Source organism: uncultured Ruegeria sp. (assembly GCF_947489545.1).
Lineage (GTDB): Bacteria > Pseudomonadota > Alphaproteobacteria > Rhodobacterales > Rhodobacteraceae > Ruegeria.
Genome location: NZ_CANLDZ010000012.1, coordinates 45,181 through 71,726, shown reverse-complemented (window position 1 = coordinate 71,726; position 26,546 = coordinate 45,181). Strand labels below are relative to the sequence as shown.

At 57.2% G+C, this 26,546-nt stretch carries 32 protein-coding genes; 19 read left to right on the top strand and 13 right to left on the bottom strand.

Annotated features, from left to right (window positions below; all coding sequences use genetic code 11):
* Position 1: 1 nt before the first annotated feature.
* The 4 genes from Q1B13_RS16400 to Q1B13_RS16385 all read right to left on the bottom strand — a co-directional run bounded on the left by Q1B13_RS16400 (position 2) and on the right by Q1B13_RS16385 (position 2,738).
* The gene (locus Q1B13_RS16400; RefSeq protein WP_366871107.1) at positions 2–697 is read right to left on the bottom strand and encodes a transglycosylase SLT domain-containing protein; all 696 of its coding nucleotides are present in this window, start codon (positions 695–697) and stop codon (positions 2–4) included.
* Positions 698–770: 73 nt separating this feature from the next.
* On the bottom strand, positions 771–1,199 hold the full coding sequence (locus Q1B13_RS16395; protein ID WP_299082251.1) for an Lrp/AsnC family transcriptional regulator: 429 nt from the start codon (positions 1,197–1,199) through the stop codon (positions 771–773).
* A gap of 51 nt (positions 1,200–1,250) precedes the next feature.
* The gene (locus Q1B13_RS16390; RefSeq protein WP_299082249.1) at positions 1,251–2,471 is read right to left on the bottom strand and encodes an MFS transporter; all 1,221 of its coding nucleotides are present in this window, start codon (positions 2,469–2,471) and stop codon (positions 1,251–1,253) included.
* A gap of 3 nt (positions 2,472–2,474) precedes the next feature.
* Positions 2,475–2,738 (bottom strand): metal-sensing transcriptional repressor, encoded by a 264-nt coding sequence (locus Q1B13_RS16385; protein ID WP_299082247.1) that lies wholly within the window; start codon positions 2,736–2,738, stop codon positions 2,475–2,477.
* Positions 2,739–2,870: 132 nt separating this feature from the next.
* On the opposite strand from Q1B13_RS16385, the gene Q1B13_RS16380 reads away from it, so the two are divergent.
* From Q1B13_RS16380 to Q1B13_RS16350, 7 genes are all read left to right on the top strand, one after another.
* Positions 2,871–3,485, top strand: coding sequence for a ribonuclease D (locus Q1B13_RS16380; protein WP_298936432.1), 615 nt, complete (start codon positions 2,871–2,873; stop codon positions 3,483–3,485).
* Positions 3,482–4,450: a KpsF/GutQ family sugar-phosphate isomerase gene (locus tag Q1B13_RS16375; RefSeq protein ID WP_299082245.1), complete on the top strand. Its 969-nt coding sequence runs from the start codon at positions 3,482–3,484 to the stop codon at positions 4,448–4,450. Before Q1B13_RS16380 ends, Q1B13_RS16375 begins: the two co-directional genes overlap by 4 nt.
* Before the next feature lie 11 nt (positions 4,451–4,461).
* Positions 4,462–5,061: a hypothetical protein gene (locus Q1B13_RS16370; RefSeq protein WP_299082243.1), complete on the top strand. Its 600-nt coding sequence runs from the start codon at positions 4,462–4,464 to the stop codon at positions 5,059–5,061.
* A gap of 3 nt (positions 5,062–5,064) precedes the next feature.
* Positions 5,065–5,556, top strand: coding sequence for an LptA/OstA family protein (locus Q1B13_RS16365; RefSeq protein ID WP_299082241.1), 492 nt, complete (start codon positions 5,065–5,067; stop codon positions 5,554–5,556).
* Positions 5,556–6,314 (top strand): LPS export ABC transporter ATP-binding protein, encoded by a 759-nt coding sequence (gene lptB / locus Q1B13_RS16360; RefSeq protein WP_298936428.1) that lies wholly within the window; start codon positions 5,556–5,558, stop codon positions 6,312–6,314. Before Q1B13_RS16365 ends, lptB begins: the two co-directional genes overlap by 1 nt.
* A 252-nt stretch (positions 6,315–6,566) precedes the next feature.
* Positions 6,567–7,130: a ribosome-associated translation inhibitor RaiA gene (gene raiA / locus Q1B13_RS16355; RefSeq protein ID WP_298936427.1), complete on the top strand. Its 564-nt coding sequence runs from the start codon at positions 6,567–6,569 to the stop codon at positions 7,128–7,130.
* Between the two features lie 60 nt (positions 7,131–7,190).
* Positions 7,191–7,655 carry a PTS sugar transporter subunit IIA gene (locus Q1B13_RS16350; protein ID WP_298936426.1) on the top strand — a complete coding sequence of 155 codons (465 nt, stop codon included), beginning with the start codon at positions 7,191–7,193 and terminating at the stop codon, positions 7,653–7,655.
* A 51-nt stretch (positions 7,656–7,706) separates the two neighbouring features.
* Here Q1B13_RS16350 and Q1B13_RS16345 read toward each other — a convergent pair whose 3' ends face one another.
* A complete protein-coding gene (locus Q1B13_RS16345; protein WP_298936425.1) occupies positions 7,707–8,222 on the bottom strand; it encodes a CAP domain-containing protein in 516 nt (171 codons plus the stop codon).
* Between the two features lie 169 nt (positions 8,223–8,391).
* Between Q1B13_RS16345 and Q1B13_RS16340 the strand changes: the two genes are divergently transcribed.
* Both Q1B13_RS16340 and Q1B13_RS16335 read left to right on the top strand, forming a co-directional pair.
* Positions 8,392–8,991 carry a L,D-transpeptidase family protein gene (locus Q1B13_RS16340; protein WP_298936424.1) on the top strand — a complete coding sequence of 200 codons (600 nt, stop codon included), beginning with the start codon at positions 8,392–8,394 and terminating at the stop codon, positions 8,989–8,991.
* 140 nt (positions 8,992–9,131) lie between these two features.
* Entirely contained in the window at positions 9,132–9,314 is a 183-nt protein-coding gene (locus Q1B13_RS16335; RefSeq protein WP_120631809.1) for a hypothetical protein, read from the top strand.
* Between the two features lie 74 nt (positions 9,315–9,388).
* Here the strand turns inward: Q1B13_RS16335 and hemH are convergent, their stop codons facing one another.
* Together hemH and Q1B13_RS16325 are read right to left on the bottom strand one after the other, a co-directional pair.
* Complete coding sequence (gene hemH, locus Q1B13_RS16330) at positions 9,389–10,438, bottom strand: ferrochelatase (RefSeq protein WP_299082239.1); 1,050 nt, start codon at positions 10,436–10,438, stop codon at positions 9,389–9,391.
* Between the two features lie 56 nt (positions 10,439–10,494).
* Positions 10,495–11,325: a methyltransferase domain-containing protein gene (locus Q1B13_RS16325; protein WP_299082237.1), complete on the bottom strand. Its 831-nt coding sequence runs from the start codon at positions 11,323–11,325 to the stop codon at positions 10,495–10,497.
* Between Q1B13_RS16325 and Q1B13_RS16320 the strand changes: the two genes are divergently transcribed.
* The 4 genes from Q1B13_RS16320 to Q1B13_RS16305 are packed head-to-tail and all read left to right on the top strand — an operon-like array spanning position 11,306 to position 13,650.
* Positions 11,306–12,070, top strand: a complete 765-nt coding sequence (locus tag Q1B13_RS16320; protein WP_299082235.1) for a ComF family protein — start codon at positions 11,306–11,308, stop codon at positions 12,068–12,070. The two genes, Q1B13_RS16325 and Q1B13_RS16320, sit on opposite strands and share 20 nt — an antisense overlap.
* A gap of 37 nt (positions 12,071–12,107) precedes the next feature.
* The gene (gene grxC, locus Q1B13_RS16315) at positions 12,108–12,365 is read left to right on the top strand and encodes a glutaredoxin 3 (protein WP_298936419.1); all 258 of its coding nucleotides are present in this window, start codon (positions 12,108–12,110) and stop codon (positions 12,363–12,365) included.
* Complete coding sequence (locus Q1B13_RS16310; RefSeq protein ID WP_299082233.1) at positions 12,365–13,195, top strand: carbon-nitrogen hydrolase family protein; 831 nt, start codon at positions 12,365–12,367, stop codon at positions 13,193–13,195. The genes grxC and Q1B13_RS16310 overlap by 1 nt, the downstream gene beginning before the upstream one ends.
* A 14-nt stretch (positions 13,196–13,209) precedes the next feature.
* Complete coding sequence (locus tag Q1B13_RS16305) at positions 13,210–13,650, top strand: MarR family transcriptional regulator (RefSeq protein WP_298936417.1); 441 nt, start codon at positions 13,210–13,212, stop codon at positions 13,648–13,650.
* Positions 13,651–13,652: 2 nt separating this feature from the next.
* On the opposite strand, the gene ubiG is transcribed toward Q1B13_RS16305, so the two are convergent.
* Positions 13,653–14,399, bottom strand: a complete 747-nt coding sequence (gene ubiG / locus Q1B13_RS16300) for a bifunctional 2-polyprenyl-6-hydroxyphenol methylase/3-demethylubiquinol 3-O-methyltransferase UbiG (protein WP_299082231.1) — start codon at positions 14,397–14,399, stop codon at positions 13,653–13,655.
* A 48-nt stretch (positions 14,400–14,447) separates the two neighbouring features.
* Here ubiG and pip point away from each other — a divergent pair, with 48 nt between their 5' ends.
* The 6 genes from pip (at position 14,448) to infB (ending at position 21,759) form a co-directional block, all read left to right on the top strand.
* Positions 14,448–15,425 (top strand): prolyl aminopeptidase, encoded by a 978-nt coding sequence (pip, locus tag Q1B13_RS16295; RefSeq protein ID WP_298936415.1) that lies wholly within the window; start codon positions 14,448–14,450, stop codon positions 15,423–15,425.
* On the top strand, positions 15,422–16,243 hold the full coding sequence (locus Q1B13_RS16290; protein ID WP_299082230.1) for an ABC transporter substrate-binding protein: 822 nt from the start codon (positions 15,422–15,424) through the stop codon (positions 16,241–16,243). Before pip ends, Q1B13_RS16290 begins: the two co-directional genes overlap by 4 nt.
* 168 nt (positions 16,244–16,411) lie before the next feature.
* Positions 16,412–17,002 (top strand): ribosome maturation factor RimP, encoded by a 591-nt coding sequence (rimP, locus tag Q1B13_RS16285; RefSeq protein ID WP_299082228.1) that lies wholly within the window; start codon positions 16,412–16,414, stop codon positions 17,000–17,002.
* Positions 17,002–18,621, top strand: a complete 1,620-nt coding sequence (gene nusA, locus Q1B13_RS16280) for a transcription termination factor NusA (protein ID WP_298936411.1) — start codon at positions 17,002–17,004, stop codon at positions 18,619–18,621. Before rimP ends, nusA begins: the two co-directional genes overlap by 1 nt.
* Before the next feature lie 22 nt (positions 18,622–18,643).
* Entirely contained in the window at positions 18,644–19,267 is a 624-nt protein-coding gene (locus Q1B13_RS16275) for an RNA-binding protein (RefSeq protein ID WP_299082226.1), read from the top strand.
* 8 nt (positions 19,268–19,275) lie between these two features.
* Complete coding sequence (infB, locus tag Q1B13_RS16270; RefSeq protein ID WP_298936409.1) at positions 19,276–21,759, top strand: translation initiation factor IF-2; 2,484 nt, start codon at positions 19,276–19,278, stop codon at positions 21,757–21,759.
* Positions 21,760–21,820: 61 nt separating this feature from the next.
* Here the strand turns inward: infB and Q1B13_RS16265 are convergent, their stop codons facing one another.
* From Q1B13_RS16265 to Q1B13_RS16245, 5 genes are all read right to left on the bottom strand, one after another.
* Complete coding sequence (locus Q1B13_RS16265; protein WP_299082224.1) at positions 21,821–22,648, bottom strand: alpha/beta hydrolase; 828 nt, start codon at positions 22,646–22,648, stop codon at positions 21,821–21,823.
* Positions 22,649–22,651: 3 nt separating this feature from the next.
* Entirely contained in the window at positions 22,652–23,539 is an 888-nt protein-coding gene (locus Q1B13_RS16260) for a tryptophan 2,3-dioxygenase family protein (RefSeq protein WP_299082222.1), read from the bottom strand.
* Between the two features lie 63 nt (positions 23,540–23,602).
* A complete protein-coding gene (gene tdh / locus Q1B13_RS16255) occupies positions 23,603–24,631 on the bottom strand; it encodes an L-threonine 3-dehydrogenase (protein ID WP_299082406.1) in 1,029 nt (342 codons plus the stop codon).
* Between the two features lie 14 nt (positions 24,632–24,645).
* Positions 24,646–25,830 carry a glycine C-acetyltransferase gene (locus tag Q1B13_RS16250; RefSeq protein ID WP_299082220.1) on the bottom strand — a complete coding sequence of 395 codons (1,185 nt, stop codon included), beginning with the start codon at positions 25,828–25,830 and terminating at the stop codon, positions 24,646–24,648.
* 109 nt (positions 25,831–25,939) lie between these two features.
* Positions 25,940–26,503: an XRE family transcriptional regulator gene (locus Q1B13_RS16245; protein ID WP_299082218.1), complete on the bottom strand. Its 564-nt coding sequence runs from the start codon at positions 26,501–26,503 to the stop codon at positions 25,940–25,942.
* Between the last annotated feature and the right edge of the window lie 43 nt (positions 26,504–26,546).

Here is a 26,546-nt window from a genome sequence, read left to right as displayed (position 1 = left end):
CCTAGTTGAAGGCGATGAAGGCGGTCCCAGTTCCTGCCGCTGGCACCAGGGAGCCCAGCACCCCTTGCGGGGGTTGTTCGGTGTGAAGCGGTATCAAAGGGGCGGCGGCACCGGTAAAGGGATCTCGGGATAGCCGAGCGGTTTGCGTGGTCTGGGTGCCATCAAGCTGCGCCAGAATGGTCTGAAAGCGCCCGCGATACGCTTCGGCCAGTGATTGCGTGCGGGAATGGTATGCGCCAGCTGCGGCAGGCCAGGACCCCAGTTCGACATGTAGTTGTTTCAACAATCCAGCCGCATAGGCGGCGTTTTCGTCCGGATCAAACATCGCGTCGATGGATCGAAACGCCTTGCCATGCCAGCGGTAGTTGATCTGAAAGCATCCGACGTCAAAGCTGCGCACACCAGCTTTGAAAATCTTGAACACGTAGGATTTCGCCTCAACCTCGGAGGTGAACCAATATCCTTGCCCTTCGACATTGATGGTCCAGGGCCAGGGTTCTAGGCTGCCATCGCGGGTGCGCCCGGTTTCCACGCGCGCGATGGCACGCAAAACATCCAGCGGTACGTCTTCGGCCAAAGCCGCCCGCCGGGCGGCTTGATCACAAATTCCGTCGCGGGCGTTGGGCATTGCGAAAACTGCCGGTGTCATCAACACATGCGTCAGGAATAGGAAAAACGGGAACTTGCGATTTGGCATTCTGCCGGTCCGGGATTCTGATCAGTCCGGACCAAGCTAGCCAGTCATTGGTTTACAGCCGGTTATCGGCCTATCACTTTCTGTCAATTCGCCTGCCGAACACAACGCTGGTGTTGGTGCGCAACACGCCCGGAATCTTGGCCAGCTCATCAACAATAATGTCCAGATCTTCGATCCTTGGTGCCTCGGCCGACAGTAGCAGGTCAAATTCACCATTGATCGACAAACAGCGTTTGACTTCGGGATACGCTTCAAGCCGTTTGATGATACGCGTAGTTTCCTTCTGCTGTACTTCCAGCAAAACAACAACCTGTACGCGCGGGGCATCCTCGGGGGTGCTCAGAACAACCGAGTACCCCGCGATCACCCCTCGATCTTCCATTCGACTGATCCGCTCGTGCACAGTTGTGCGTGCCACGCCCAGTCTTGCGGCGATTTTCGTAGTCGACTCGCGGGCGTTATGTTGCAGCGCTGCGATTATGCGGCGGTCAAGCTGATCCATGGGGTCTCCGTCATGGGTTCGCAATGGTGTATTTCAGATCGGTGCCAAGGCTCAAGGCTGATGTGTCGCCGAATGGCTTTCTGAACGCGGCCAGATCAACACTGCTGTGACCAGACCGAAAATCGCGGCGCTGGTCATCCAGGCCAAGGCAACGGTTGCACCGAATCGTGTCATCAGCCAACCCGCCAACGGATAAAGGACCAACCAACAGGCATGCGACAGGGTGAACTGCGCGGCGAACAGGGCCGGGCGATCTTCGGCTGGGGCAGAGCGGGTTAAAAGGCGACCGGATGGAGTCAGGGTGACAGCGTACCCAAAGCCAACGAGACCCCACAGAATGGTAAGCAGAATCAATGTGATAGGGGCCATGACTGACAGAAACGCGGCCGTTGCCATCGATGCGATCCCAATCGCAGATCCCGTCAACATGACCCGGCGATCTTCGAACTGATCCAACAGGGACGGCAATGCAAAGGCTGCTATCATCGAACCGCCGCCGAACCCTGCCAAAGCGATGGCGACCGCGCTTTCGGACAGGCCCAGATCGGTGCGGACAATGACCACCGTGTTGACAATGACCATCGCACTTAGCGCGGCGGCAGACCAACTGAGCGCCAGTAGTCCACGCAGACGCGGAGTCGCGAGGTAGATGCGAATGCCGCGTGTTGTTCGGTCGTAGATCCCCTTTCGCCGGATCGCATTGGGCGATGGCAGCGCCACTGATACAACAAGAACCGCCGACGCGACGAACCCTAGGCTTGTGCCCCAGAACAAGCTCTCAAAGCTGAGAAAGACCAATAGGGCGGCCGCGAGCATCGGGCTCAGCAGACTTTCCATATCGACTGCAAGGCGGGACAGGGACAAGGCGCGCGTATAGTCGCGCTCATCCGGAAGGACATCGGGGATCGTGGCCTGAAATGCCGGGGTGAATCCGGCGGATGCGGATTGCAGCACAAAGATGAGGACGTAAATCTGCCAAACCTCTGTTACGAAAGGCAAACACAAGGCAACGACCGCACGCACCAGATCCAGAAAAACCAACATCTTGCGGCGATCAAGTTGCTCGGCAAAGGCGGCGGCCAATGGGGCAATGCCGACGTAAGCCAGCATTTTGATGGTCAAAGCGGTGCCCAGAACCATCCCTGCGGCGTCCCCGGCCAGATCATAGGCCAACAGGCCCAGCGCGATTGTAGCCAGCCCGGTTCCTGTAAGAGCAACGACTTGGGCGCCCAGCAAGTGACGGTAGGTCCGGTTCCGCAGGACGCTTAGCATGAGCTACAGATACTTCGTTATGGTTTTGAAATCCTCGATGTCGGGCCCACTGCTTTCCCGGCCTGATGACAGGCAATGGTCGATGTGATCATGGATCAAAACGCGCTTGGCTTTGACGATCGCTTTTTCGACCGCAAACAGCTGTTGGGCGATATCGGAACAGGGGGCCTGCTCTTCGAGCATTGCAATGACCTTGGCCAAATGTCCGTGAGCACGCCTGAGGCGCGCGGCGATTTGTGGGTGCGATTGGTGCGGGTTGTCTTTCATAGGTATCCATATCCCCCCCATAGGGATAAAAGCAAGTGCTGAGGCATGGATTGGCCAGTGTCAAAGGGGTGGCGTTGAGTTTATAGGTCAAACCGCCTATCTCGGGGGCAATACGGCACAAAGGACAAATCCGTGGCGAACCATTTGTACAAAAACGACCTTCCCGACGGGTTGGACATGGGCCCAGTAGTGGCCATCGATTGTGAAACCATGGGGCTTAACCCTCATCGTGATCGCCTTTGCGTCATCCAGATGTCGGGCGGGGATGGCAACAGTCATATCGTTCAGGTGGAAAAGGGGCAAACCGCTGCGCCCAACCTGTGTGCCATGCTGGAAAACCCGGATGTGTTGAAGCTGTTTCATTTTGGCCGCTTCGACATTGCCGCGATGTACCATACCTTTGGTGCTTTGGCCGCGCCGGTCTATTGCACCAAGATCGCCAGCCGTCTGATCCGGACCTATACAGACCGGCACGGGCTGAAGAACCTGTGTCAGGAGCTGATCGGGGTTGATGTCTCGAAACAGCAACAGATGAGCGATTGGGGGGCTGAAACCCTGACCGATGCACAACTGGACTATGCCGCCTCTGACGTGCTGTATCTGCATCGCCTGCGGGATGAACTGAACGCGCGGCTGGCCCGTGAAGGCCGGGTCGAGATGGCGCAGGCCTGTTTTGATTTCCTGCCGATGCGTGCGAAACTGGACCTCGCTGGTTGGCCCGAAACGGATATCTTTGCACACTCATGACCGACAACGAATCTTTCCTGAGAACGGCCCGACAGGTCATTACGGACGAGGCCCGCGCGCTAGACATTCTGACCGAGAGTCTGGACGAGCATTTCGCCGAAGCGGCGCAGCTGATCCTGCAGGCACCTGGTCGCATCATTATCAGCGGCATCGGCAAATCCGGCCATATCGGACACAAGATCGCCGCAACGCTGGCCAGTACCGGAACGCCTGCGTATTTCGTGCACCCTGCCGAAGCCAGCCATGGTGATCTGGGCATGGTGTCCAAGGGGGATGTGGTGCTTGCCATCTCGAACTCGGGCGAAGCACCCGAGCTGGCAAACCTTTTGGCATTTACACGGCGGTTCGGTATTCCGCTGATCGGATTGTCGAGCAAGCCAGAAAGCACGCTGATGAAACAGGCAGATGTGCATTTGTTGATCCCGTCGATGGGTGAGGCATGCGGGTTTGGCATGGTGCCTTCGATTTCGACAACGCTGACATTGGCGATGGGCGATGCGTTGGCCATTGCTTTAATGAAGTACCGGGACTTCAAGCCCGAAGATTTTCGCGCGTTCCACCCCGGTGGTAAGCTGGGGGCGCGGCTTAGCACCGTGCGGGATCTGATGCACACTGATCAGGCGCTGCCGTTGGTAGCGGCAAGCACCCCGATGAGCGACGCGTTGATCGAGATCAGCCAGAAGGGGTTTGGTGTCGCCGGCGTCACCGATGCACAAAACGTGCTGATGGGGATTATCACCGACGGTGACCTTCGGCGTCATATGGACGGACTGCTGGACAAGACCACCGAACAGGTCATGACACAGAACCCGACCACCATTGCGCCGGGCGCGTTGGCCGAAGAAGCAGTGGCCATTATGAACGACCGAAAAATCACATCTCTTTTTGTGGTCGATCCCGAGACGTCAGGCCAGGCGCAGGGTTTGTTGCACATCCATGACTGCCTGCGTGTCGGTTTAGGCTGAGGGAGGCTGCAGTGGACCGATACTCGCGCATGGTTCAGTTCTTCAAGGTTCTGTTGCCGCTAGCGGCTATTATCATGCTGTCGACAGTCTTCCTTCTGTCCCGCAGCATTGAAACCAATGTGTCGGTTCCATTTGCTCAGAAAGAAATCGATGCCCGTCTGGCAGACCAGGTGGTTACGCAGCCAAACTACCGTGGAACGACTCGCAAAGGCGAAGACGTCCAAATCGAAGCGACCCAAGCAACCCAAGGTTCGGAAGAATCGGTTCCCGCTGCGTCCGAGTTTCGGGGGCGCTTTGGCCTGTTGAACGGAGGCGTGATCACGCTGGACTCGAATTCAGGCCTGATACGACCAGACCAGGGGACGGCGACGTTTGTCGGAGATGTCGTAATCACCACAACCGACGGTATCCTGGTTACCACGGATCTTCTGAACACATCGCTGGATGAAATTCGTGGCGATACGCCGGGGCAGGTGAACGGAACCGGGGTGATCGGCAATTTTTCAGCGGGGCGAATGACTTTCGGAACTGAAAAAAAGGATGGTCCGGTCCATATTCTTTTTACAGACGGCGTTAAGCTGGTATATGAGCCTGAAAAAGCAGAAAGATAACCTGTGTTCGATTTTCGTTTTGTCCTTTTGTGTTTCTTACTGGTAACGGGTGCCGTTTCTGCAACTGCGCAGGAAACGCAACTGGCCTTTGGGTCTGTGAAGACCGATCCAAGCCTTCCGGTCGAAGTGACGTCGGAAACGCTGAACGTGAATCAAGAGGACGGATCGGCCGAGTTCGTGGGCAATGTCATCGTCATTCAGGGTGAAATGCGACTGACGGCCGAGCGGGTTCTGGTCATCTATAACCAAGACCGTTCGGCCATTGATCGAATGGAAGCTACAGAAAATGTAATTCTGGTTAGCCCGCCAGACGCGGCCGAGGGTGACTGGGCTGAATACACGATTGATTCAGGTGTGATCGTTATGAAAGGCAATGTGTTGCTGACACAAGGCCCAAGCATAATCAGCGGCGATCAGATGAACGCAAATTTGACGACCGGCATGGCGACCATGACGGGGCGGGTCAAGACGATCCTGCAGCAGGGTAACAACTGATGGCCACCCCTAGTCTGTCAGTTGCCGAGGGTAATCCTGGGCTCAGAATTGAAAAGCTGCGCAAGTCCTACCGCAAGAAAACCGTGATCCGGGACGTCTCGATGACGCTTGGCCGATCTGAGGTGGTTGCACTCTTAGGGCCCAACGGTTCGGGCAAAACCACGACGTTCTACTCAGTGGCCGGTCTGGTCTTTCCCGAAGCGGGCACCGTAACGCTGGACGGGCAAAACGTAACGACGCTTCCGATGTACCGACGCGCGCGCATGGGTATCGGCTACCTACCGCAGGAGATGTCGATTTTCCGCGGTATGAGCGTTGAAGACAACATCGCCGCCGTTCTGGACATTACCGTCGATCACGCCCACCGCCGCAAAGAGCGGTTGGAAGAGCTGCTGTCGGATTTTTCAATCGAACATCTGCGTCGCGCACCCGCGCTGGCCCTGTCCGGGGGGGAGCGCCGCCGCGTTGAGATTGCGCGCTGTCTCGCCGCCGACCCGAAGTACCTGTTGCTAGACGAGCCGTTTGCGGGGGTCGACCCCATCAGTGTGGGCGATATTCGCCACCTTGTAGCCGATCTCAAGAAACGCGGAATCGGCGTATTGATCACCGATCACAACGTCCGGGAAACGCTGGAGATTGTCGATCGCGCTTATATTTTGCACGACGGTCAGGTGCTGATGTCTGGTACGCCAGAGGAAGTCGTGGAAAACGAAAATGTCCGCCGCGTGTATTTGGGTGAAAATTTCCGGATATCATGAGCTTGCGCGGAATTGCGCCGGGAGCAAGGCGGAAATCGCGTATATACATTCCTGTTTTGATTGACTCTTCCACCGTCTCTTGCCTCAATTGGTGTATGGCATTTCTTCGGTTCCAGACTGGATCACGATGTCCCTTCTTTGAAGGGTGTGACCGCAGACAACCGCAGGACATGCCCTTACCCCCCACCCGATAACAACAATCACGTCTCGTAACGTGACGTCAGAATGGGTGTGAAATGTGAAGGAGACCACATGCGTTACCAAATCAGCGGAAAACAGATCGACATCGGCGCGGCCCTGCAGACCCATGTGCAGACCGAGTTGGGTGAGGTTGTGGGCAAATATGCCCAGCGCCCCACGGACGCCAATGTTGTCTTTTCCCGTTCGGCGCATGAGTATGTATGCGAAACTACAGTACATTTATCGACTGGTCTGACGGCGCAAGCCAAAGCGCATGCAACAGAAATCTACGCGGCGTTCGAAGGGTGCTGTGAAAAGATGGACAAGCAATTGCGCCGCTATAAGCGCCGTCTCAAGGACCATCACAAGGATCGTTCGGAACCGGTTGAACTCTTTGGTGCGTCCTCTTATATCCTCGCGTCTGAAGAATCAGGGACGGCTGACGAACCAGAATCTCTGCAGCCCATGATCGTGGCTGAGATGGAAACCAAGATCCCATCGCTGAGTGTTGGTGAAGCTGTCATGCAAATGGAACTGGCTGGCGCCCCGGTGTTGGTGTTCCGCAATGAGAACAAGGACGGATTGAACGTGGTGTATCGTCGGGACGACGGAAACATCGGCTGGATTGATCCGTAACAGGCAAAGATAGCGAGGCAGGCGCCGGCGAATGCAGGGGCAATGTCATGGAGCATGATTATGGAGCTTTCGAGCATACTGAAGCCCGAGGCAGTACGCGTATTGTCCGCAGCTTCCAGTAAGAAGCGGTTGTTTCAGGAAATAGGTGATGTCGCATCAGCGACACTGGGTCTTGAGGCCCAGGCCGTTGTTGATTGCCTGCTGGAGCGCGAAAGCCTCGGCCCTACGGGTGTGGGTCATGGTGTGGCACTGCCGCATGCGCGCCTGTCCGAAATTGAAACGGTATCAGGTGTGTTCGTCATGCTGGAAAAACCCATCGATTTTGGATCGGTGGATCGACAGCCCGTTGATATCGCTTTTTCGCTGTTTGCCCCGGAAGAGGCTGGTGTTGATCATCTCAAAGCGCTGGCTTTGGTATCGCGGACGCTGCGCGACACGTCAGTTTGCGCTAAACTGAGGGCCAACCCTGACCCGACCAAGCTTTATGCTATTTTGACCGAAGCGCAGTCGATGCAAGCGGCGTAAACAAAAAAGCCCCCAGAACATGGGGGCTTTGTCGTCTTCAAGCAGCGTTGATCAGCCGCCAGTTCCCATTTCAAGCGTCCACCAGATCTTGCCGCCGCCTTCTTGGTGCCAGGCAAACCCCATCTGAGTAGCTTTGGCGTCCATGATGACAGAACGCGGACCAGGTTCCTGCATCCAGGCGGCCAGCGTCTCGGTCTCCGTTTCATAGGTTTCTGAGATTGCCTCGCCCAGAAACGTCCCGAAATATCCAACCCGTGCAGCCCGATCCAGGGGTGATGAGCCATCCGAGCCGAAGTGCCAGGGCCGGTTTTGTCGGGCCATGTCCTTGGAATGCGTTGCTGCAGCTGCGTTGAGCTGCGCATTTAGCTGAACAGCTTGCAGACCCTGTGCCTGCCGCAATGCATTCACCGAATCAAGCATCCGGAATTGCAGCTTTTCGGGGTTACCCCGAATCTTGTAAACAGTCGGCAAAGGCCGCCCGTCTGGGCCAATTGTGGAAGTTCCGGTGCTGGTACATGCCGCTAGCGCGACAAAGCAAATCAATAGTAAAGAAACGATACGCGTCATGTTTGACCTGATTATTGTGTCGTCTCAGGGCATAGCGTGCCTTACAGTTCTGAGCAAATGCGCAATGGCCACATGTCGCGTGAATCTGCCGGTTTGGTTTGCGACTGAAGCATTCTGGTCATAGAATGCCCCGAATTTCAGATGTCGCGATAGCAAAGGACCGCTTCTCATGGTCAGGAAACGCATTCCCTTTTCAACCCGCCGTGGATTTATTGTTGGTGCATCGGCAACATTGGCAAGCCCGGCGATTGCGCAATACATCCCCGGCGATCCCTTGCGCCCCGCACCAGAGGACGAACCCGCAGTACGTCGCAACGTTTCAGGGTTCCGAGCGCTCGAGTGGCAGCCCTATTTCTCAAACACGCGAAACGGTGCCATTCTCGTCGATACCGTGTCCCGTGCGCTGCATTATTGGTCAGATGATCAATCAACCTACAAACTTTATCCTTCATCGGTACCATTGACCGAAGAAATGACCCGCCGGGGGCGTACAAGTGTGATCCGCAAGGTCGAAGGCCCAACTTGGGCTCCGACGCCGTCGATGAAGAAAAGAAACCCTGAATGGCCGGATTTCATTCCAGCGGGTCCCGATAACCCGTTGGGAACGCACGCTTTGTACTTAGGTTGGAAGTATTATCGTATCCACGGGACCCATGACACGCGAAAAATTGGGCGTCGGTCGTCCAACGGCTGCATCGGCTTGTTCAACGACGACATCGCCGAGTTGTTTTCAATGACGAAGGTCGGCACGCAAGTGTTGCTAATTTGACGACATTTTCGCGCTCGAAGCCGCTTGCCGCTCAAGTTGCAATTGCATTCCAGCTTTAATGCTGATTAGAAAAAAGCCACGAGGTAAGTCTTAGGTGTGTGGTTCCGGATATTGGAATTGCGCAAATTCTGGAGGTTAATATGAAAAAACTCGTTCTCGCCGCTGCTCTGACGGCTGCTGCTTCGACCGCTTTTGCTGGCAACCTGGAAGAGCCGGTTGTTGAGGCACCTGTTGTTGTAGAAGAAACACAGGGTTCTTCGCAGGGCATCCTGCTGCCACTGATTCTGCTGGTCGTTGTTGCCGCAGCTGTTGCAGCCGGTTAATTCTACGAGCGAAATTCAGAAAAAAGGCGGTGGAGCAATCCACCGCCTTTTTTCACGCCTAGTTGTAGCGCGCGTCAGTCCAACCAACCACTTAGGTTGTTTTCAATGATCGTGCTGAGCGCTTTGATATGCGGCGCATCGTCGTTCAGGCAGGGAATATAGTTGAATGTCTCACCGCCGGCCTCTTCAAAGCTTTCTTTTATCTCTTCGTTGATCTCTTCCAGCGTTTCAATGCAATCGGCTGAAAAGGCCGGTGCGATGACGGCTATGTTCTTTTTTCCCTGACGCGCCAGTTCAGCCACGTGATCCACCGTATAGGGCTTCAACCACTCTTCGGGACCAAAGCGCGATTGGAAGGTCGAGATTATCTGGTCGTCCGACCATCCCAGCCGCTCCTTCAGCAATCTTGACGTTTTCACGCATTGGCAGTGGTAGGGATCGCCCTGCTGCAAATAGCGTTCGGGCATGCCGTGGTAAGAGCAGACCAAAGTATCCGGCTTGGTGTTCATTGCGGCATAGGCGCGTTTGACCGATTGTGCCAGAGCGTCAATATAGCTCGGTTCCGCATAGTATGCTGGAACGGTGCGGCTGGCGGGTTGCCAGGCCTCCTCCATCAACGAGCGAAAGAACTGGTCGTTCGCTGTTGCCGTCGTTGCGCCCGCGTAATGCGGATAAAGCGGGAAGAACAGAATGCGGTCGCAGCCTTCGGCCACCATTTGCCGAACCTTGGACTTGGTGGCTGGGTTGCCGTAGCGCATGCAGAAATCCACGATGACCTGATCGCCGTAACGCTCTTGCATTGCATCGCGGAGTTTTGCGGTCTGATCCTTGGTGATCGTCATCAGCGGGCTTTCGCCCTTATCGTGATTCCAAATGGATTTGTAGGCCTCGCCCGAGCTGAAAGGGCGCTTGGTCAGAATGATGCCCTGCAGGATTGGCTGCCATTTCCACGCCGGGTAGTCGATCACACGGCGGTCTGAAAGAAACTCGTTCAGATAACGTCTCATCGGCCAATAGGTGTAGTCATCCGGAGTGCCCAGATTGGCCAGCAGAATCCCAACGCGCCCCATTTTGACCTTCGGATGGTCGGCGGGTGCATGTGCGGGGCGGGTTGCGTCAAACATATTGGGCTTCCTGAATTTATGTGGTCTGATCTGAGATAAAGGGAAAAACCCGGCCGTCAATCCGGCAGATTGCCCTCATCTGTGTTCAGGGCCTCGGCAAGGCGCATCTGGGCAGACCCAGGGCGCAAGGGTTTGGGCTGGCTTTCATCGGGGGACCAGCCGGTCAGGCAGATCAGCTCGAACGTTGCAGGCAGCCGGTCTTCTGGCGTCGCGAAGTGTTCGCTATAGGCTTTCTGTGCCTGGTCAAAGATTTGCCGTTTCGTGGGCCTTCTTAGGCGATCCGACAGAACATTGGTTTCGCCCATCGCGCGCAGATCGCGCATCAGATGGTACAGATCCCTGTATTCGGCCGTCAGCGCGGCTACATCGGCCACTGGCAACGCCAACCCGGCCCGTTGCAGCAGGGATCCCAGATCCCGCAGCTCAGCCATTGGAGCGATGCGAGGGCTAAGCCCACCCGTGACAGCAATTTCGGCCTGCCCCAGTGCGGCGCGCAGTTGGTGCAGGGTTTCTCCGCCCAGACATACGACCAGCATTAAGCCATCAGGACGTAAAGCCCGGTTGCATTGGATGAGCTGTCCAACCGGGTCGTTGGCCCAATGCAAGGCCATGGCATGGATCACCAAATCATGTGTGCCGGGGGTCAATGCCAATGTCTCATCATCCGGAATGATATTCGCGTCTGGCAAAACGCTCTGCCAGATTTGATGGAAAGGCGTCACTATGGCTGGTGCCGTAAAGGTTCTGTTAACCATCGATAGCCGATCCTGCACTTCGTCTACGGCGGCGCGGTGCAGGAACAGCGCTTCGTCCTGCGCACGTGCGCGGCGCAGGGTCAGGGCCGACCGGTCAAACAGAGAGGGTGCGGTGGACGCAGGCAGTTTCATAGCTCGCAAGTATCGCATCTGGCAGCGAGTTCAAACCGCTGTCGAACTAATCTATCCGCCCAGATGTTTAAGTTGCGGAGAGTTGACCGAATCAGATTTCGGCTTATGCGCTTTGTGTTGGCGCGATACGCCCTTTATCGGCGGAACGGTTTGCGACAGGTGTGGGATGCCCTTGCCCGGCGGTACAGACGGCCACCGAATCGAGTGTGATGATTGCCTGAAGGCGCCTCGCCCCTGGCGGGATGGGCGCGCGGCATTGTTGTATCAGGGACGTGCCCGGTCTTTGATCCTTGCGCTAAAACATAGTGACCGGCCAGAGCTGGCTAGGCCCGCTGCGCAGTGGATGGCACAGGCGGGTCGCGGGCTGTTCAGACCTGGCATGGTGATCGCACCTGTTCCCTTGCATTGGTCACGCCTGATCAAACGACGGTACAACCAATCGGCGCTGTTGGCCCAACATCTTGGGCGAGAGGTTGGGTTGGAAACCTGCCCGGATCTGCTGACACGTCGGGCTAAGACACCTGTGCTGGACGGTAAAACTGCGGCGGAGCGGGCCAGATTATTGAAAAATGCGATTTCTGCACATCCGAAGCGGCGTCACAGAATGCACGGGCGGGATGTTCTTTTGGTTGATGACGTGATGACCTCAGGCGCGACTCTGGCCGCATGTACACAGGCTTGCATATCATCGGGGGCGAATCATATTTTCGTGTTGGTACTGGCGCGCGTTGCCAAGGATGCCTAATTCGCGGCAAGTTACGCGAAACGCGAAGGAACGGAATATGAAATCGGTTGAAATCTATACCTCGCCGCTATGCGGGTTTTGTCATGCGGCCAAGCGGCTGCTGAAACAGAAAGGGGTCGAGTTCAAGGAAATCGATGTCTTGATGCACCCAAAGCGCAAGCCTGAAATGATACAACGCGCGGGTGGCAAACGCACCGTGCCACAAATTTTCATCGGCACGGACCACGTTGGCGGCTGCGACGATCTGTATGATCTCGAGCGGCAGGGTAAACTGGACAACCTGTTGGCGGCCTGATGAAAACCGCGCTGCTTCAACTCACCTCATCTGACGATCCGGTTCAGAATCTTGAGATGGTGCGCTCGATGATGGCCGAGGCCGCCGGGCAAGGCGCACAGTTCATCCTGACGCCCGAGGTGACAAACTGTGTTTCCAACAGCACCACACGGCAGCGCGAGGTTTTGCAGGAAGAAGAAGATGACATCTCCCTTGAGGGCCTGTGTGAGCAGGCCGCTGCTCTAGGCGTCTGGTTGTTGATCGGGTCGCTGGGGATCAAGACCCACGATGCGGATGGCCGGTTCGCCAACCGGTCCTTTATGATCGACCCAAACGGGCAGATCGCGGCACGCTATGACAAAATCCACATGTTTGATGTGCAGGTTACCGAAACCGAGACCTTTTGCGAATCAGCTAACTACCGGCCCGGTACAACGGCGGTGGTGGCCGAGACGGATTTTGGCAAAGTTGGGCTGACCATTTGTTACGATATACGTTTCCCGCATCTGCATGCCACTTTGGCGCAGGCTGGTGCGCGGATCATCACGGTTCCGGCCGCCTTTTCGCCGGTCACCGGGGCGGCGCATTGGGAATCGTTGCTGCGCGCACGGGCCATAGAAAACGGCTGCTGGGTCCTTGCGCCCGCCCAGACGGGTGACCATCCCAAAACGCGCGGGAAAACACGTCAGACTTACGGTCACAGCATGGTTGTGGCCCCGTGGGGAGAGGTGCTGATCGACGCAGGCACCGATCCGGGCATTCACTTTTTCGATTTGGATGATAGTTCTGTGACAGAGGCACGCCGACGCGTGCCCTCTCTGACACATACCCGTCCCTTCGACGGGCCTTGATCCAGAATCGGGCCATGACTGACGAACACAATGCCCTGGCGGTCACGCTGTTCAGCGAGATCCTGACCGCCGATCAACTGTTGCGGAACCGGCTGAGCCGCGTTTTGCCCAAGGGCATGGAAATCTCGCATTTCTCGGTGCTGAACCATCTGGTCTTTGTCGGCGACGAACGCAGCCCGGCACAACTGGCCAATACGTTTCACGTGACCCGAGGTGCCATGACCAACACTTTGGCCAAGCTGGAATGGGCCGGCTACATCCATATCCGTCCCGATTGGGACGATGCCCGCCGCAAAATGGTGGCGATCAGCCCCGCTGGGCGGCGCGCCCGCGATCAGGCGATTTCTTCAATCGCGCCGCTGATCAACCGTGTGGTCGGAGAATTGGGGCTGGAGCGAGTCCGTTCTACCCTGCCTGTGCTGCGTGATTTGCGACTGAAGCTGGAAGAAGAATAGAATCAGCCGGGCTTCACACTCGCAGTCACATAATTCACGCTTAGGTCCCGATCCGAGATTGACCAACTCCAGAGGATCGGGTTGAACACAAAGCCTTTGCGATCCACTGGATCAAGACCAGCCTGCCTTAGAAGCTCAAACAGCTCATCCGGAGTGATGAACTTGTTCCATTCGTGCGTGCCTCGCGGCAGCCAGCGCATGACGACTTCGGCCCCGAAAATGGCCATCGCATAGGATTTCGGATTGCGATTGATGGTCGAGCACACCTGCAACCCACCGGGTTTCAGCAGTTGCTGCGTTGCGGTCAGATAGCTTTGCGGGTCAGCGACATGCTCGACCACTTCCATATTCAACACCACGTCAAACTGCTCGCCATCTGCGGCCATTGCTTCGGCCGTCGTGTGGCGATAGTCGATCTGCAGCCCGGACTGTTCAGCATGAATGCGAGCGACAGGCAGGTTTCCTTCGGCCGCGTCAGCGCCTACAACCTCAGCCCCCAGACGAGCCATGGGTTCGCTCAGCAAGCCTCCTCCGCAGCCGATATCCAGCAGGCGCAGGCCTTCGAACGGTTTCGGGGCTTTCAGGTCACGGTCAAATTCGCCTGCGATTTGCTGTGTGATATAGTCCAAACGGCACGGGTTCAGCATGTGCAGCGGTTTGAATTTCCCATGCGGGTCCCACCATTCTGCGGCCATCGCCTCGAATTTTGCGATCTCGGATGGGTCCACCGTGTTCGGATGCGCTTGCATTCCTGTCTCCGTATGCTCTTTTACGCTTAAGGACTATATAGGCCCATAATGGACAAGTACCCGGACCAAAAGCGCGCAGTTCAGTATCTGTACCCGCCGATCGACCCGTTCGATCAGCGTTTGGTCAGTGTGGGCGACGGTCATCAGGTTTATATGGAGCAAAGCGGCAATCCAGATGGGGTGCCGGTCGTGGTGTTGCATGGCGGTCCGGGCGGTGGATGCAGCCCGGCTATGCGGCGCTATTTCGATCCCAGCGTTTTTCGGGTGATTCTGTTTGATCAGCGAGGTTGCGGTAAGTCGCGCCCCCATGCGTCGGTGGAGAATAACACGACCTGGCATCTGGTCGCCGATATCGAACGCCTGCGGAGCTTGCTGGATATTGAAGAATGGACCGTCTTTGGCGGAAGCTGGGGCGCGACATTGGCGCTGATCTATGCGCAAGCGCATCCGGACCGCGTGAGCCGGTTGGTATTACGTGGCGTTTTCCTGATGACCCAGGCGGAGCTGGATTGGTTCTACGGCGGCGGCGTCGGAAGATTCTGGCCCGAGCAATGGTCGAAATTCACGTCTCTCCTGTCCGAGGATGAACTGTCGAACCCAATTGGCGCCTATAACAAGCGTCTCTTTTCAGGTGACCGGGCCACGGAAATCCTGTTCGCACGCGCCTGGTCCAGCTGGGAAAACGCCCTGGCTTCGATCCATTCAAATGGGACGACCGGAGAAAGCCCCGGCGAATACGCACGGGCCTTCGCGCGACTTGAAAACCACTATTTCATAAACAGTGGATTTCTTGAGGCGGATGGGCAAATTCTAGACCAGATGGACAAGATCGCACATATTCCGGGCCACATTGTCCAAGGCCGCTATGATATGATCTGCCCGCCCCAGGCGGCTTGGAATCTGTCTAAGCGCTGGCCCAATGTTGATTTGAAGATGGTGCGCAACGCAGGGCACGCCCTGTCTGAACCGGGGATTAGCGCCGAACTGGTTCGCATCATGGACCGTGTGGCGGAGGGCGTGGCATGACCCGGATTGACCGCCGTGCCTTGTTTGCCTCGGGTGCTGCTGCGGCACTGCTGGCCGCGACCGGGGCATCATTGGCGGACACTCCTAAATCAGGCGGAACATTGCGGCTTGCGGTCCCACGTGATGACAGCCTTGATCAGGTGGTTCGCGGCGCCGTGTTTGATACTCTGACCGAGATTGCCCCGGATGGCACCTTGCGCGGCGAATTGGCAACGGGCTGGAAAACCGACGCTGGCGCCCGTGTCTGGCAATTTGATCTGCGCGAAAACGTCCAATATCACGATGGCGCCGAACTGAAGGTTCGGGACGTTCTCGCTGTTCTGGAGGAGATCGGGCAAGCCGAAGCTCTGGGCGCCGGTGTTGTGCGACTGGAACTGGCCGACCCCAATCCTGGTTTGCCGTTCCTGTTGGCGGACAATAGATATGTCATCACCCGTGATGGTAAGGGTGTGACGCCTTTGAAGACCGCCAACGGTACGGGGTGTTACCTGGTAGAACGGGCCGAGGACGGGCGGCACTTTCTTGGTCGCAGGGTGACAGAGCATTACAAAGACAATCAGGCGGGGTGGCTTGATGCGCTCGAGGTGATCGTCATTCCCGACGCCCATGTCCGCGCCGAAGCATTGCGGGACGGATATGTGGATGTCGCAGCCCTGCCCGCACACGAAGGCCTGCTGGGTCAGCGTGGCCTGCGGTTCCATCCCAGCGAATCATACATGGCGCTGGCGATTGCCGGATCGGTTGGACTGCCGCGGCAGGTCGGTCAGCGCGGTGCTTTGGACGACGGCCGTATTGCGGAACGGTGGTGGTTGGCCTGAAACCGGCCTAATTGCGATCACGATTTTCTCGGGGGGTTGCAGTTTGGGAATGTCCTGCGTATATGCGTTTCAACAGCGGCGTGTCGGACTTCTGGTCCGAGGCTCCACCGGAAATTTCGACGGGCCGCGCGCCCGTTTTTTTGTGCCCGAACAAGGGTAGAGTACCAGATGACAAACGACCTGATAGCCAAAGCTGCCATTGACAGGCGACTGGCCGAGATCATCACACCGGTGATCGAGGATCTGGGGTATGAGTTGGTTCGCGTCCGTTTAATGAGCGGTAAGCTGACCACCCTGCAGATCATGGCCGATAAGCCTGATGGCGGGATCGAAGTGGATGATTGCGGCGAGATTTCGAGCGCGGTCAGTGCCTCTCTGGATGTCGAAGACCCAATTCTTGACGCCTATACGCTGGAAGTCTCAAGCCCCGGCATCGACCGCCCTCTGACCCGTCTCAAGGATTTCGAGATGTTCGAAGGGTATGAGGCCAAGATCGAAACCGCGGACCTTATTGATGGTCGCCGCCGCTTTAAAGGTGAACTTGCGGGGATCGAAGGGGATGAGGTTCTGATCAATATTCCCGAAGGGGATGAGACGATCACCATTGGTCTGAAATTTGACTGGCTGAGCGACGCCAAGCTGATTCTGACCGATGATCTGATTAAGGAAATGCTGCGCCAGCGCAAAGACGCCGGCGCCCTGAACGAAAACGCTTTCGACGAGATTGAGACCGAAGGGTCCGAAGAGGAGACGAACTGATGGCAATTACCTCAGCCAACCAGCTGGAGCTGCTGCAGACCGCCGAGGCCGTGGCCCGCGAAAAGATGATCGACCCCGGTCTGGTTGTCGAAGCGATGGAGGAGTCGCTCGCCCGTGCCGCCAAAAGCCGGTATGGTGCCGAGATGGACATTCGCGTGTCCATCGATCGCAAGACCGGTAAAGCGACCTTTACCCGCGTCCGCACCGTCGTCGAAGATGAAGAACTCGAGAATTATCAGGCCGAGATGACCGTCGAACAGGCGCGGCAGTACATGGAAGCGCCCGAAGTCGGCAACACTTTTGTCGAAGAGGTTCCTCCGGTTGAAATGGGTCGGATCGCGGCGCAGTCAGCCAAGCAAGTGATTCTGCAAAAAGTGCGCGAAGCTGAACGTGACCGCCAGTACGAAGACTTCAAGGATCGCGCCGGTACCATCATCAACGGTGCGGTTAAGCGCGAGGAATTCGGCAACGTCATCATTGATCTGGGTGGGGCCGAGGCCGTTCTGCGCCGCAATGACAAGATCGGTCGCGAAAGCTATCGCCCGAATGACCGGGTGCGTGCGTATATCAAGGAAGTCCGCCGCGAAGTGCGTGGTCACCAGATTTTCCTGTCGCGCACTGCGCCGGAGTTCATGGCCGAGTTGTTCAAGATGGAAGTGCCGGAAATCTACGATGGCATCATCGAGGTCAAGGCCGTGGCCCGTGACCCCGGTTCGCGCGCCAAGATCGCCGTTATTTCCTATGATGGCTCGATCGATCCCGTCGGCGCCTGCGTTGGTATGCGCGGCAGCCGTGTGCAGGCCGTTGTGAACGAACTGCAGGGCGAAAAGATCGACATCATTCCGTGGAACGAAGATCAGCCCACCTTCCTGGTGAACGCGCTTCAGCCCGCTGAGGTCTCCAAGGTTGTTCTGGACGAAGAAGCCGGCAAAATCGAAGTTGTTGTTCCCGAAGAACAGCTGAGCCTTGCGATTGGTCGCCGTGGTCAGAACGTGCGATTGGCAAGCCAGCTGACCAATCTGGACATCGACATCATGACTGAAGCCGAAGAGTCGGCCCGCCGTCAGAAAGAGTTCGAAGCCCGCACCCAGCTGTTCATGGAGAGCCTTGATCTGGACGAGTTCTTTGCCCAGTTGCTGGTCTCCGAAGGCTTTACCAACCTCGAAGAGGTTGCATATGTCGAAGTGGACGAACTGCTGGTCATCGACGGTGTTGACGAAGGCACCGCAAATGAACTGCAGGCGCGTGCCCGCGAATACCTTGAAGCACAGGCCAAAGCCGCGCTTGACGCGGCCCGTGCCCTGGGTGTTGAGGACAGCCTTATTGAATTTGAAGGCCTGACACCCCAGATGGTTGAGGCACTGGCCAAGGATGACGTGAAGACTCTGGAAGACTTCGCAACCTGCGCCGATTGGGAGCTGGCCGGTGGCTGGACCACAGTCGATGGTGAACGCATCAAAGATGATGGGGTTCTGGAACCTTTCGGTGTGACTTTGGAAGAAGCTCAGGATCTGGTTATGACGGCACGCATCATGCTGGGTTGGGTTGATCCGGCCGAGCTGGAGCAGGCCGAAGAAGAGATCGAAGGCGAAACAGCTGAAGAGGAGGCGGAGGCCTGATCTCAGGTCTCGGGTGGCGTAAATGGGTCGCGGTGGCGTCCATAAAGATCGGTCCGAAGGGCCTGAGCGCAAGTGCATCGCCACGGGCGAGGTTCAGCCTAAGTATGGGCTGATCCGCTTTGTGACGGGGCCGGATGGTCAGGTCTTTCCCGATGTTGCGGCAAAACTGCCGGGGCGCGGGGTTTATGTGGCATCGGACCGTGCTGCGCTGGATAAGGCCATCGGCAAGAAACTGTTCGCACGCGGGTTCAAGGCGCAGGTGACTGCTTCAAAGGATCTGGCGGACGAGGTAGAAAAGCAGGTCGCGCGCCGTGTGGTTGAGTTGCTCAGCCTGGCGCGCAAGTCAGGCGACGCTGTCGCGGGCTATGAAAAGGTCAAGACGTGGCTGGACCGGGAAGAGGCCCAGGTCCTGCTACAGGCCGCTGACGGATCTGGGCGCGGCAAGTCCAAACTGAGCACACCGCACTTTGGTAAATACATCGGTTGGCTGACTGCGGACGAGTTAGGACAGGCATTTGGGCGCCAAACCGTGATTCATGCGGCGCTGGCCTCTGGCGGACTCGCCAAACGTGTTGTAGAGGAAGCGCAGCGCCTGCGTGGCTTGCGCGAAAAGGATGACGGCGGCAAGGGCCGCGCGGAAGGGTAAGAAGCTTTATGAGCGATAGTGACGGCAAAAAGACATTGGGTCTACGTGGCGGGGCACGCCCCGGAAATGTGAAACAGAGTTTCAGCCACGGACGCACCAAGAATGTCGTGGTGGAAACCAAACGCAAACGCGTGGTGGTCCCCAAGCCGGGCGCAACCAAGTCCGGTGGCGGTGCTGCACCGTCGGGTGATCCTTCGCGTCGTCCTGCAGGCATTTCTGATGCCGAGATGGCCCGCCGTATGAAGGCATTGCAGGCGGCCAAAGCGCGCGAGTCCGAAGAGGCCGCACAGCGTGAAGCACAGGAAAAGGCGCGCGAAGAAGAGCGTGCCCGTCGCCGTGCCGAACAAGAGGCCAAGGAACGCGAACAGCGCGAAGCCGAAGAACGCGCGCGCGCTAAGGCCGAAGAGGAAGATCGCAAGCGCAAAGAGGCCGAAATAGCGGCACAACGCGCCGCTGCTCCGGCAGAACCGGTGGAACCTAAGGCGGCGGCTCCGCGTAGTCCGGCCAACAAACCTGCACCAGCTGCAACGCCGAGGAAAAACGATCGCGAGCGTGAGCAACGCGGCAACCGAGGCAAAGGTCGTGATGACAACCGTCGCTCCGGCAAACTGACTCTGGGCCAGGCTACTGGTGGCGAAGGTGGACGCCAGCGCTCTATGGCGGCGATGAAGCGCAAGCAGGAACGTGCACGTCAAAAGGCGATGGGCGGAACTGTCGAGCGGGAAAAGGTGATCCGCGACGTACAGCTGCCCGAGGCCATCACGGTTTCAGAGCTGGCCAACCGTATGGCCGAGCGTGTGGCAGATGTTGTCAAATCGCTGATGAACATGGGCATGATGGTGACGCAAAACCAAACCATCGACGCCGATACAGCCGAGCTGATCATCGAAGAATTTGGTCACAAGGTGACCCGTGTCTCTGATTCGGATGTGGAAGACGTCATCAAAGAAGTCGAAGATGACGATAAAGACCTGCAGTCACGACCGCCGGTCATTACGATCATGGGTCACGTCGACCACGGCAAGACATCGCTTCTGGATGCAATCCGTGATGCGCGTGTCGTCGCTGGCGAAGCAGGCGGCATCACACAGCATATCGGTGCTTATCAGGTGAAAACCGAGGGCGGCACCACGCTGTCTTTCCTGGATACGCCGGGCCACGCGGCCTTTACCTCGATGCGCTCACGCGGCGCACAGGTGACGGATATCGTTGTGTTGGTTGTTGCCGCTGACGATGCGGTCATGCCGCAGACGATTGAGGCGATCAACCACGCGAAGGCTGCCGAAGTTCCAATGATCGTGGCGATCAACAAGATCGATAAGCCAGATGCCAACCCGGACAAGGTGCGCACAGACTTGCTGCAGCACGAAGTGATCGTCGAGAAGATGTCGGGTGAAGTGCAGGATGTTGAGGTCTCGGCCATCACCGGTCAGGGTCTTGGTGAACTGCTGGAAGCCATTGCGCTGCAATCCGAAATTCTTGAACTCAAGGCCAACCCGAATCGTGCGGCCCAGGGTGCAGTGATCGAAGCGCAGTTGGATGTAGGACGTGGTCCTGTGGCCACCGTTCTGGTTCAGAACGGCACACTGCGTCAGGGCGATATATTTGTTGTGGGTGAGCAGTACGGTAAAGTCCGTGCCCTGATCAACGACAAGGGCGAGCGCGTGCAAGAGGCAGGACCTTCTGTGCCTGTCGAGGTTCTGGGCTTGAACGGTACACCCGAAGCTGGGGACGTTCTGAACGTGACCGAGACCGAGGCTCAGGCCCGCGAAATCGCTGAGTATCGTGAGAAAGCCGCCAAGGACAAACGCGCTGCCGCTGGCGCCGCGACAACCCTTGAGCAGTTGATGCAGAAGGCCAAGGAAGACGAAAACATGGCCGAACTGCCGATCCTGATGAAGGCGGACGTTCAAGGGTCTGCCGAAGCCATTGTTCAGGCGATGGAGAAGATCGGCAATGATGAGGTGCGCGTGCGCGTGCTGCATTCGGGCGTGGGTGCCATCACCGAGACGGATGTTGGCCTGGCCGAAGCCTCTGGTGCACCGATCCTGGGCTTTAACGTGCGTGCCAATGCCTCCGCGCGGAACACTGCGAACCAGAAGGGTGTGGAGATCCGGTACTATTCGGTGATCTACGATCTGGTCGACGACGTGAAAGCGGCCGCATCCGGCCTGCTGAGCGCCGAGATCCGCGAAAAGTTCATCGGTTACGCCGAGATCCGCGAAGTCTTCAAGGTCACCGGTGTCGGCAAGGTCGCCGGCTGTCTGGTCACTGAAGGTGTCGCACGTCGTTCTGCCGGTGTCCGCCTGCTGCGCGACAACGTGGTGATCCACGAAGGCACGCTGAAGACGCTGAAGCGCTTCAAGGACGAAGTGGCCGAGGTTCAGTCGGGTCAGGAATGCGGTATGGCGTTTGAAAACTACGACGATATTCGCGCAGGTGATGTGATCGAGATTTTCGAACGCGAAGAAGTCACCCGTACTTTGGAGTGATCCTGAGCGTCATCGAGACAAAAAAACAGCGGCCCGATAGGGCCGCTGTTTTTCTTTGTGGCTACTGCCCGAAGGGTAGGAAAGTACCGGGATGCATGATGATGTCGAAATGCTGCATCCCTTTCTTCAGATCGAAGCCGACCGAATGCCCACCTTTGCGCAGCAGTTCCGCATACTCCCGGCTTTGGCGGATAAACTCGCGCGTGTCCCTCTCGGCCACAGTCACATGGTAGCGCGGGCCGGGGGCGGGCAAGTGCAGGATGGGCGACAGGTCATGTATCTCAAGCGGGGTCAGCTGTAGCGGATCGTTCACAGACGTCAGGCTGATTGGCTCCAGATCATAAATGCCACTGACCAGAACCACGTCGCGCACGCGCAATCCAGCCCGCGCCAGCGCATCGGCAGACGTTGCCATGACCATGGCGACCAGATGCGCACCGGCACTGTGCCCCGATAGCGTCACCCGCGATGGGTCGAAACCCAACGAAAAAGCATTCGAGGCCAGCCACAGCAGAGCATCGCGGCATTCGGAGATCATTTGGTCCAACTTAGCATCTGGGGCGAGCGTGTAGTTCAGCGAGGCGAAGGACTGTTCGGCGTCGATCAGCGCCGGGGCCATCATGGACGACTCGCGCTGGCTAAGTGCCTGCCAATAGCCGCCGTGAAAAAAGACATGCAGCGGTGCGCCTGCCCCTTTCGCCGGGAAGAAGTCCAGAACTTGCGTTGGGCTTTGGCCATAAGGCAGGTTTTCTTTCACCTGCAGACGCGCCCGCGCCTGCGCGCTCAACGCGTCATAGCTGGCCAGATAGGGAGACAGGTCGCCACCGATCATTGAACTTGGAGAGTATTCCCGCTCCAATTCCTCATGCGAGAACCCACGATACAGCATGTCTTAGTCCTGCCCGCGATACATCAGTTCGGACCGCATATCATACAGGTCGTGGAAGAAACGCAGGTCCAGCGCCTTGCGCAAGAAGGCGACACCGCTGGATCCGCCGGTACCAGGCTGCATACCAATGACCCTTTCGACCGCAGTTGCGTGATCAAAACGCCAGCGTTGAAACAGGCTTTCTACATCCATCAGCTTTTCGGCCAAGGCATAAAGATCCCAGTATTTTTGCGTGTCTTGAAACACCTGAACCCAAATTTGCACGACGCGCGGGTCCCCGGAATAGGGTACGGCGTAGTCCCGTTCGATCAAGTCGTTAGGGACGTCAAAACCCTGACGTGCCAACATGTGCAATATCTCGTCATACAGCGATGGCTTGGTTAGGGCGGCGTTCAGCATCTCCATAACTTCAGGATCATGCTGATGTACTTTCAGGGTCGAGGCATCTTTGTTGCCCAGAATGAATTCAATCTGCCGATAGCCGTAGCTTTGAAATCCCGATGAACTGCCCAATGCCGCGCGGAACGTCATGTAGTCAGCGGGCGTCATGGTCAGCAGGGTTTCCCATGCGGTGATCAGCTGGCGCTGGATCGCTTTGATCCGGTCCAGATTTTTCATCGCCGGACCAAACTCATCGTGCTGCAGAAAGCGGCGGACCTCGACCAACTGGTGATGCATCAGCTTTAACCACAGCTCGCTGACCTGATGAATGATGATGAACAGCATCTCATCCGGTTGGGCAGGGTCCTGAAAGGTTTTTTGCAGGTTTAGCAGGGTCTTGAGTTGAAGGAAGTCACCATAGCTTTTGCGATGAGTCTCGGCGAAATCGGTGACCAGCGATTCCTCGATGCCACGTTCCACAAAGCGATCTTCGGTATTCTCGTCGCCCATTTCACCCCTCCGCAGTGTTGTTTTGCACCTGTTTAGGGGTTGAGTTTGTAACTTTCCAGCGGGTTACGTCCAGTCCAGAACCACTTTGCCAGAGAGGCCAGATTTCATCGCTGCGAATCCTTGGACGAATTCGTCGACGGAATAGCGATGGGTAATGACGCGGCTGACATCCAGACCGTTTTGCAACATGGCGATCATCTTGTACCAGGTCTCGAACATCTCGCGCCCGTAGACGCCCTTGATGGTGATCGCTTTGAAGACGATACGGCTCCAGTCTACAGGCGATTTGCCCGGGGGGATGCCTAGCAGAGCAATCTTGCCGCCCATGACCAACGCTTCGATCATCTGATCCAATGCTGCTTGCGAGCCTGACATTTCCAGGCCAACGTCAAAGCCCTCTTTCAAATCCAACTCGGTGATGACGTCTTGCAGGTCTTCAGCGGTGACGTCCACGGTGCGGACCGTCGGGATAACGTGATGTGCCAGCTTCAGGCGATCCGCGTTGATGTCGGTGATCACCACATTGCGTGCGCCGGCATGGCGGGCAACCGCTGCGGCCATGATGCCGATGGGGCCAGCCCCGGTGATCAGCACGTCTTCACCCAGCAAATCAAAACTCAGCGCCGTGTGCACCGCATTGCCCAAAGGGTCCAGGATCGCGCCAATTTCATCTGGGATGTCGTCTGGCAATGGGACGACATTGAAGGCGGGTAGCTTCAGGTATTCGGCAAACGCGCCCTGTTCGTTCACTCCGATCCCCTGAGTACCGGGATCGAGATGGAATTTACCCGCCCGGCTTTGGCGACTGTCGGTTCCGATCAGATGCCCCTCGCCCGAGCATCTTTGGCCGATCTCCAGGCCCGTCACATTGCGCCCAAGCTCGACGATTTCACCAGCGAATTCATGGCCGGTGATCATAGGAACCGGCACTGTGGCGGCGGCCCAATCATCCCAGTTCCAGATGTGAATGTCGGTGCCGCATATCCCCGTTTTGTTGATCCGGATCAGAACCTCATCCGGCCCAATTTCAGGAACTGGGGCCTGAACCATCCACAGGCCTTCTTTGGGATTGGATTTTTCCAGCGCTTTCATCGTGTTGGGTCGCATCAGATTACCCCCAACTCTTTACCGACCTTACCAAATGCGGCCAGTGCCCTGTCTAGTTCGTCTTTGGTAAGGGCTGCATTCATCTGCGTTCTGATCCGCGCCTGCCCGCGAGGGACCACGGGGAAGAAAAAACCCGAGACATAGACGCCTTCGTCAAACAGCCTTGATGCCATGTCCTGTGCCAGTTGCGCCTCGCCCAGCATCACCGGGATGATTGGGTGTTCGCCGGGCAGTAGGTCAAAGCCCAGCTTTTCCAGCCCCGCGCGCCAGTATTTCGCGTTACCAAACAACTGGGCGCGCAGCATGTCGCCCTCTTCGACCAAACGGATGGCTTCCAGTCCGGCGGCGACAATTGATGGCGGCAGCGAATTGGAAAACAGATAGGGCCGCGCCCGCTGCCGCAGCAGGTCGATCACTGGCTGCGGCCCGGCGATGTAACCGCCGATTGCCCCCCCAAGTGCCTTGCCCAGTGTTCCCGTCAGGATGTCTACATCAACACCGAAGTGATCTGGTGTGCCTGCACCCTGCGGCCCCATAAAGCCGGTGGCGTGGCAGTCGTCCACCATGACAATCGCGTCGTATTTGTCGGCCAGTTCGCGAATTTTCGGCAGGTTGGCCAGGTAGCCATCCATTGAAAACACACCATCGGTCGCGATCATGATATGGCGCGAACCGTCCTCGCGTGCCTGTTTTAGCCAGGCTTCGAGGTCGTTCATGTCGTTGTTCAGATAGCGATAGCGTTTGGCCTTGCACAGGCGCACTCCGTCGATGATCGAGGCGTGGTTCAGGCTGTCCGAAATGATGGCGTCTTCTGGCCCTAGTAAAGGCTCGAACAACCCGCCATTGGCGTCGAAACAGGCGGCAAATAGGATCGAATCGTCCTTATTCAGAAACTTCGCCAGGCGCTGCTCCAACTCGCGGTGGATGTCTTGCGTGCCACAGATGAACCGAACCGAGGCCATGCCGAACCCCTTCGGCTCCATCGCGTCTTTGGCGGCGTCAATCAGGGCAGGATGATCCGCAAGGCCCAGATAGTTGTTGGCGCACAGGTTGATCACCTGCTTGCCGCCCACAGTAATCTCACCACCCTGGGGCGAGGTGATCATTCGCTCGCGCTTATACAGCCCCTCAGATTCGATCTGCGTCAGGGTGTCCGTGATGTGGGACAGGAATGCATCTGCCATGGCGATCTCCTTGCTTTGAGTCGCACATCTAACATAGCGGACAAATTTCCCAAATAGGAGAAGTACAAGATTACGGAAAAATTTCCGTGAAGGCGGAATGCCGCCGAGGTCAGGCGTTTTTGACGATCAGAAAGACGCGGGCCGGTCCCTTCGCGGAAATGGCGTGCACAACGTCTGCTGCGTACCGCGCAGTATCACCCTGCTGTAATTCGGACACGGCGGAGCCTGATGTCACGCGAACAGCGCCTTCCAGAACGGTCAATTGCTCCTGCGCACCCCGCGCATGTGGCTGGCTGTTCAGCCCCCCATCTTGGTCAAACTGGATGTCGTAAACCTCATGACCGCCAGCCTCTTCGGGCGGCGATAAGATGCGGATGCGGCAGTTCTGGCCCATATTGTCGATGCTGGGCACTTCAGCCCTTCTGAGAACCTCAATCTGGTCTGCGACGCTGCCCTCTTCCAGAAGCCCTGCAAAATCCACCTGCAATGCGCGGGTCAGGTTCCACAGGGTCGAGATTGTCGGGCTGCTTTCACCTCGTTCGATCTGGCTGACCATGGACCGAGACACACCGCTTAGGTTTGCCACGGCTTCGAGCGAAAGCCCTTTGGCACGACGGGCCTCTTTCAGGCGGGCGGGCAGGCGTGTCAGGATATCGTCTGTGTCTTCCGTCATGACGGAAATTCATGCGCGCAGGCTGATGCAATGTCAATCTTGG

Bases quoted from the DNA above. Each gene is read 5' to 3' on its own strand.
- pip (WP_298936415.1), top strand. From the start codon at position 14,448: ATGGACAAGTACCCGGACCAAAAGCGCGCAGTTCAGTATCTGTACCCG.
- Q1B13_RS16400 (WP_366871107.1), bottom strand. From the start codon at position 697: ATGCCAAATCGCAAGTTCCCGTTTTTCCTATTCCTGACGCATGTGTTG.
- nusA (WP_298936411.1), top strand. From the start codon at position 17,002: ATGGCAATTACCTCAGCCAACCAGCTGGAGCTGCTGCAGACCGCCGAG.
- Q1B13_RS16310 (WP_299082233.1), top strand. From the start codon at position 12,365: ATGAAAACCGCGCTGCTTCAACTCACCTCATCTGACGATCCGGTTCAG.
- Q1B13_RS16375 (WP_299082245.1), top strand. From the start codon at position 3,482: ATGACCGACAACGAATCTTTCCTGAGAACGGCCCGACAGGTCATTACG.
- Q1B13_RS16350 (WP_298936426.1), top strand. From the start codon at position 7,191: ATGGAGCTTTCGAGCATACTGAAGCCCGAGGCAGTACGCGTATTGTCC.
- Q1B13_RS16245 (WP_299082218.1), bottom strand. From the start codon at position 26,503: ATGACGGAAGACACAGACGATATCCTGACACGCCTGCCCGCCCGCCTG.
- Q1B13_RS16275 (WP_299082226.1), top strand. From the start codon at position 18,644: ATGGGTCGCGGTGGCGTCCATAAAGATCGGTCCGAAGGGCCTGAGCGC.
- Q1B13_RS16290 (WP_299082230.1), top strand. From the start codon at position 15,422: ATGACCCGGATTGACCGCCGTGCCTTGTTTGCCTCGGGTGCTGCTGCG.
- Q1B13_RS16390 (WP_299082249.1), bottom strand. From the start codon at position 2,471: ATGCTAAGCGTCCTGCGGAACCGGACCTACCGTCACTTGCTGGGCGCC.
- hemH (WP_299082239.1), bottom strand. From the start codon at position 10,438: ATGTTTGACGCAACCCGCCCCGCACATGCACCCGCCGACCATCCGAAG.
- Q1B13_RS16340 (WP_298936424.1), top strand. From the start codon at position 8,392: ATGGTCAGGAAACGCATTCCCTTTTCAACCCGCCGTGGATTTATTGTT.
- Q1B13_RS16345 (WP_298936425.1), bottom strand. From the start codon at position 8,222: ATGACGCGTATCGTTTCTTTACTATTGATTTGCTTTGTCGCGCTAGCG.
- Q1B13_RS16250 (WP_299082220.1), bottom strand. From the start codon at position 25,830: ATGGCAGATGCATTCCTGTCCCACATCACGGACACCCTGACGCAGATC.
- grxC (WP_298936419.1), top strand. From the start codon at position 12,108: ATGAAATCGGTTGAAATCTATACCTCGCCGCTATGCGGGTTTTGTCAT.
- ubiG (WP_299082231.1), bottom strand. From the start codon at position 14,399: ATGCAAGCGCATCCGAACACGGTGGACCCATCCGAGATCGCAAAATTC.
- infB (WP_298936409.1), top strand. From the start codon at position 19,276: ATGAGCGATAGTGACGGCAAAAAGACATTGGGTCTACGTGGCGGGGCA.
- raiA (WP_298936427.1), top strand. From the start codon at position 6,567: ATGCGTTACCAAATCAGCGGAAAACAGATCGACATCGGCGCGGCCCTG.
- Q1B13_RS16260 (WP_299082222.1), bottom strand. From the start codon at position 23,539: ATGGGCGACGAGAATACCGAAGATCGCTTTGTGGAACGTGGCATCGAG.
- rimP (WP_299082228.1), top strand. From the start codon at position 16,412: ATGACAAACGACCTGATAGCCAAAGCTGCCATTGACAGGCGACTGGCC.
- Q1B13_RS16305 (WP_298936417.1), top strand. From the start codon at position 13,210: ATGACTGACGAACACAATGCCCTGGCGGTCACGCTGTTCAGCGAGATC.
- Q1B13_RS16325 (WP_299082237.1), bottom strand. From the start codon at position 11,325: ATGAAACTGCCTGCGTCCACCGCACCCTCTCTGTTTGACCGGTCGGCC.
- Q1B13_RS16385 (WP_299082247.1), bottom strand. From the start codon at position 2,738: ATGAAAGACAACCCGCACCAATCGCACCCACAAATCGCCGCGCGCCTC.
- Q1B13_RS16335 (WP_120631809.1), top strand. From the start codon at position 9,132: ATGAAAAAACTCGTTCTCGCCGCTGCTCTGACGGCTGCTGCTTCGACC.
- tdh (WP_299082406.1), bottom strand. From the start codon at position 24,631: ATGAAAGCGCTGGAAAAATCCAATCCCAAAGAAGGCCTGTGGATGGTT.
- Q1B13_RS16395 (WP_299082251.1), bottom strand. From the start codon at position 1,199: ATGGATCAGCTTGACCGCCGCATAATCGCAGCGCTGCAACATAACGCC.
- Q1B13_RS16265 (WP_299082224.1), bottom strand. From the start codon at position 22,648: ATGCTGTATCGTGGGTTCTCGCATGAGGAATTGGAGCGGGAATACTCT.
- lptB (WP_298936428.1), top strand. From the start codon at position 5,556: ATGGCCACCCCTAGTCTGTCAGTTGCCGAGGGTAATCCTGGGCTCAGA.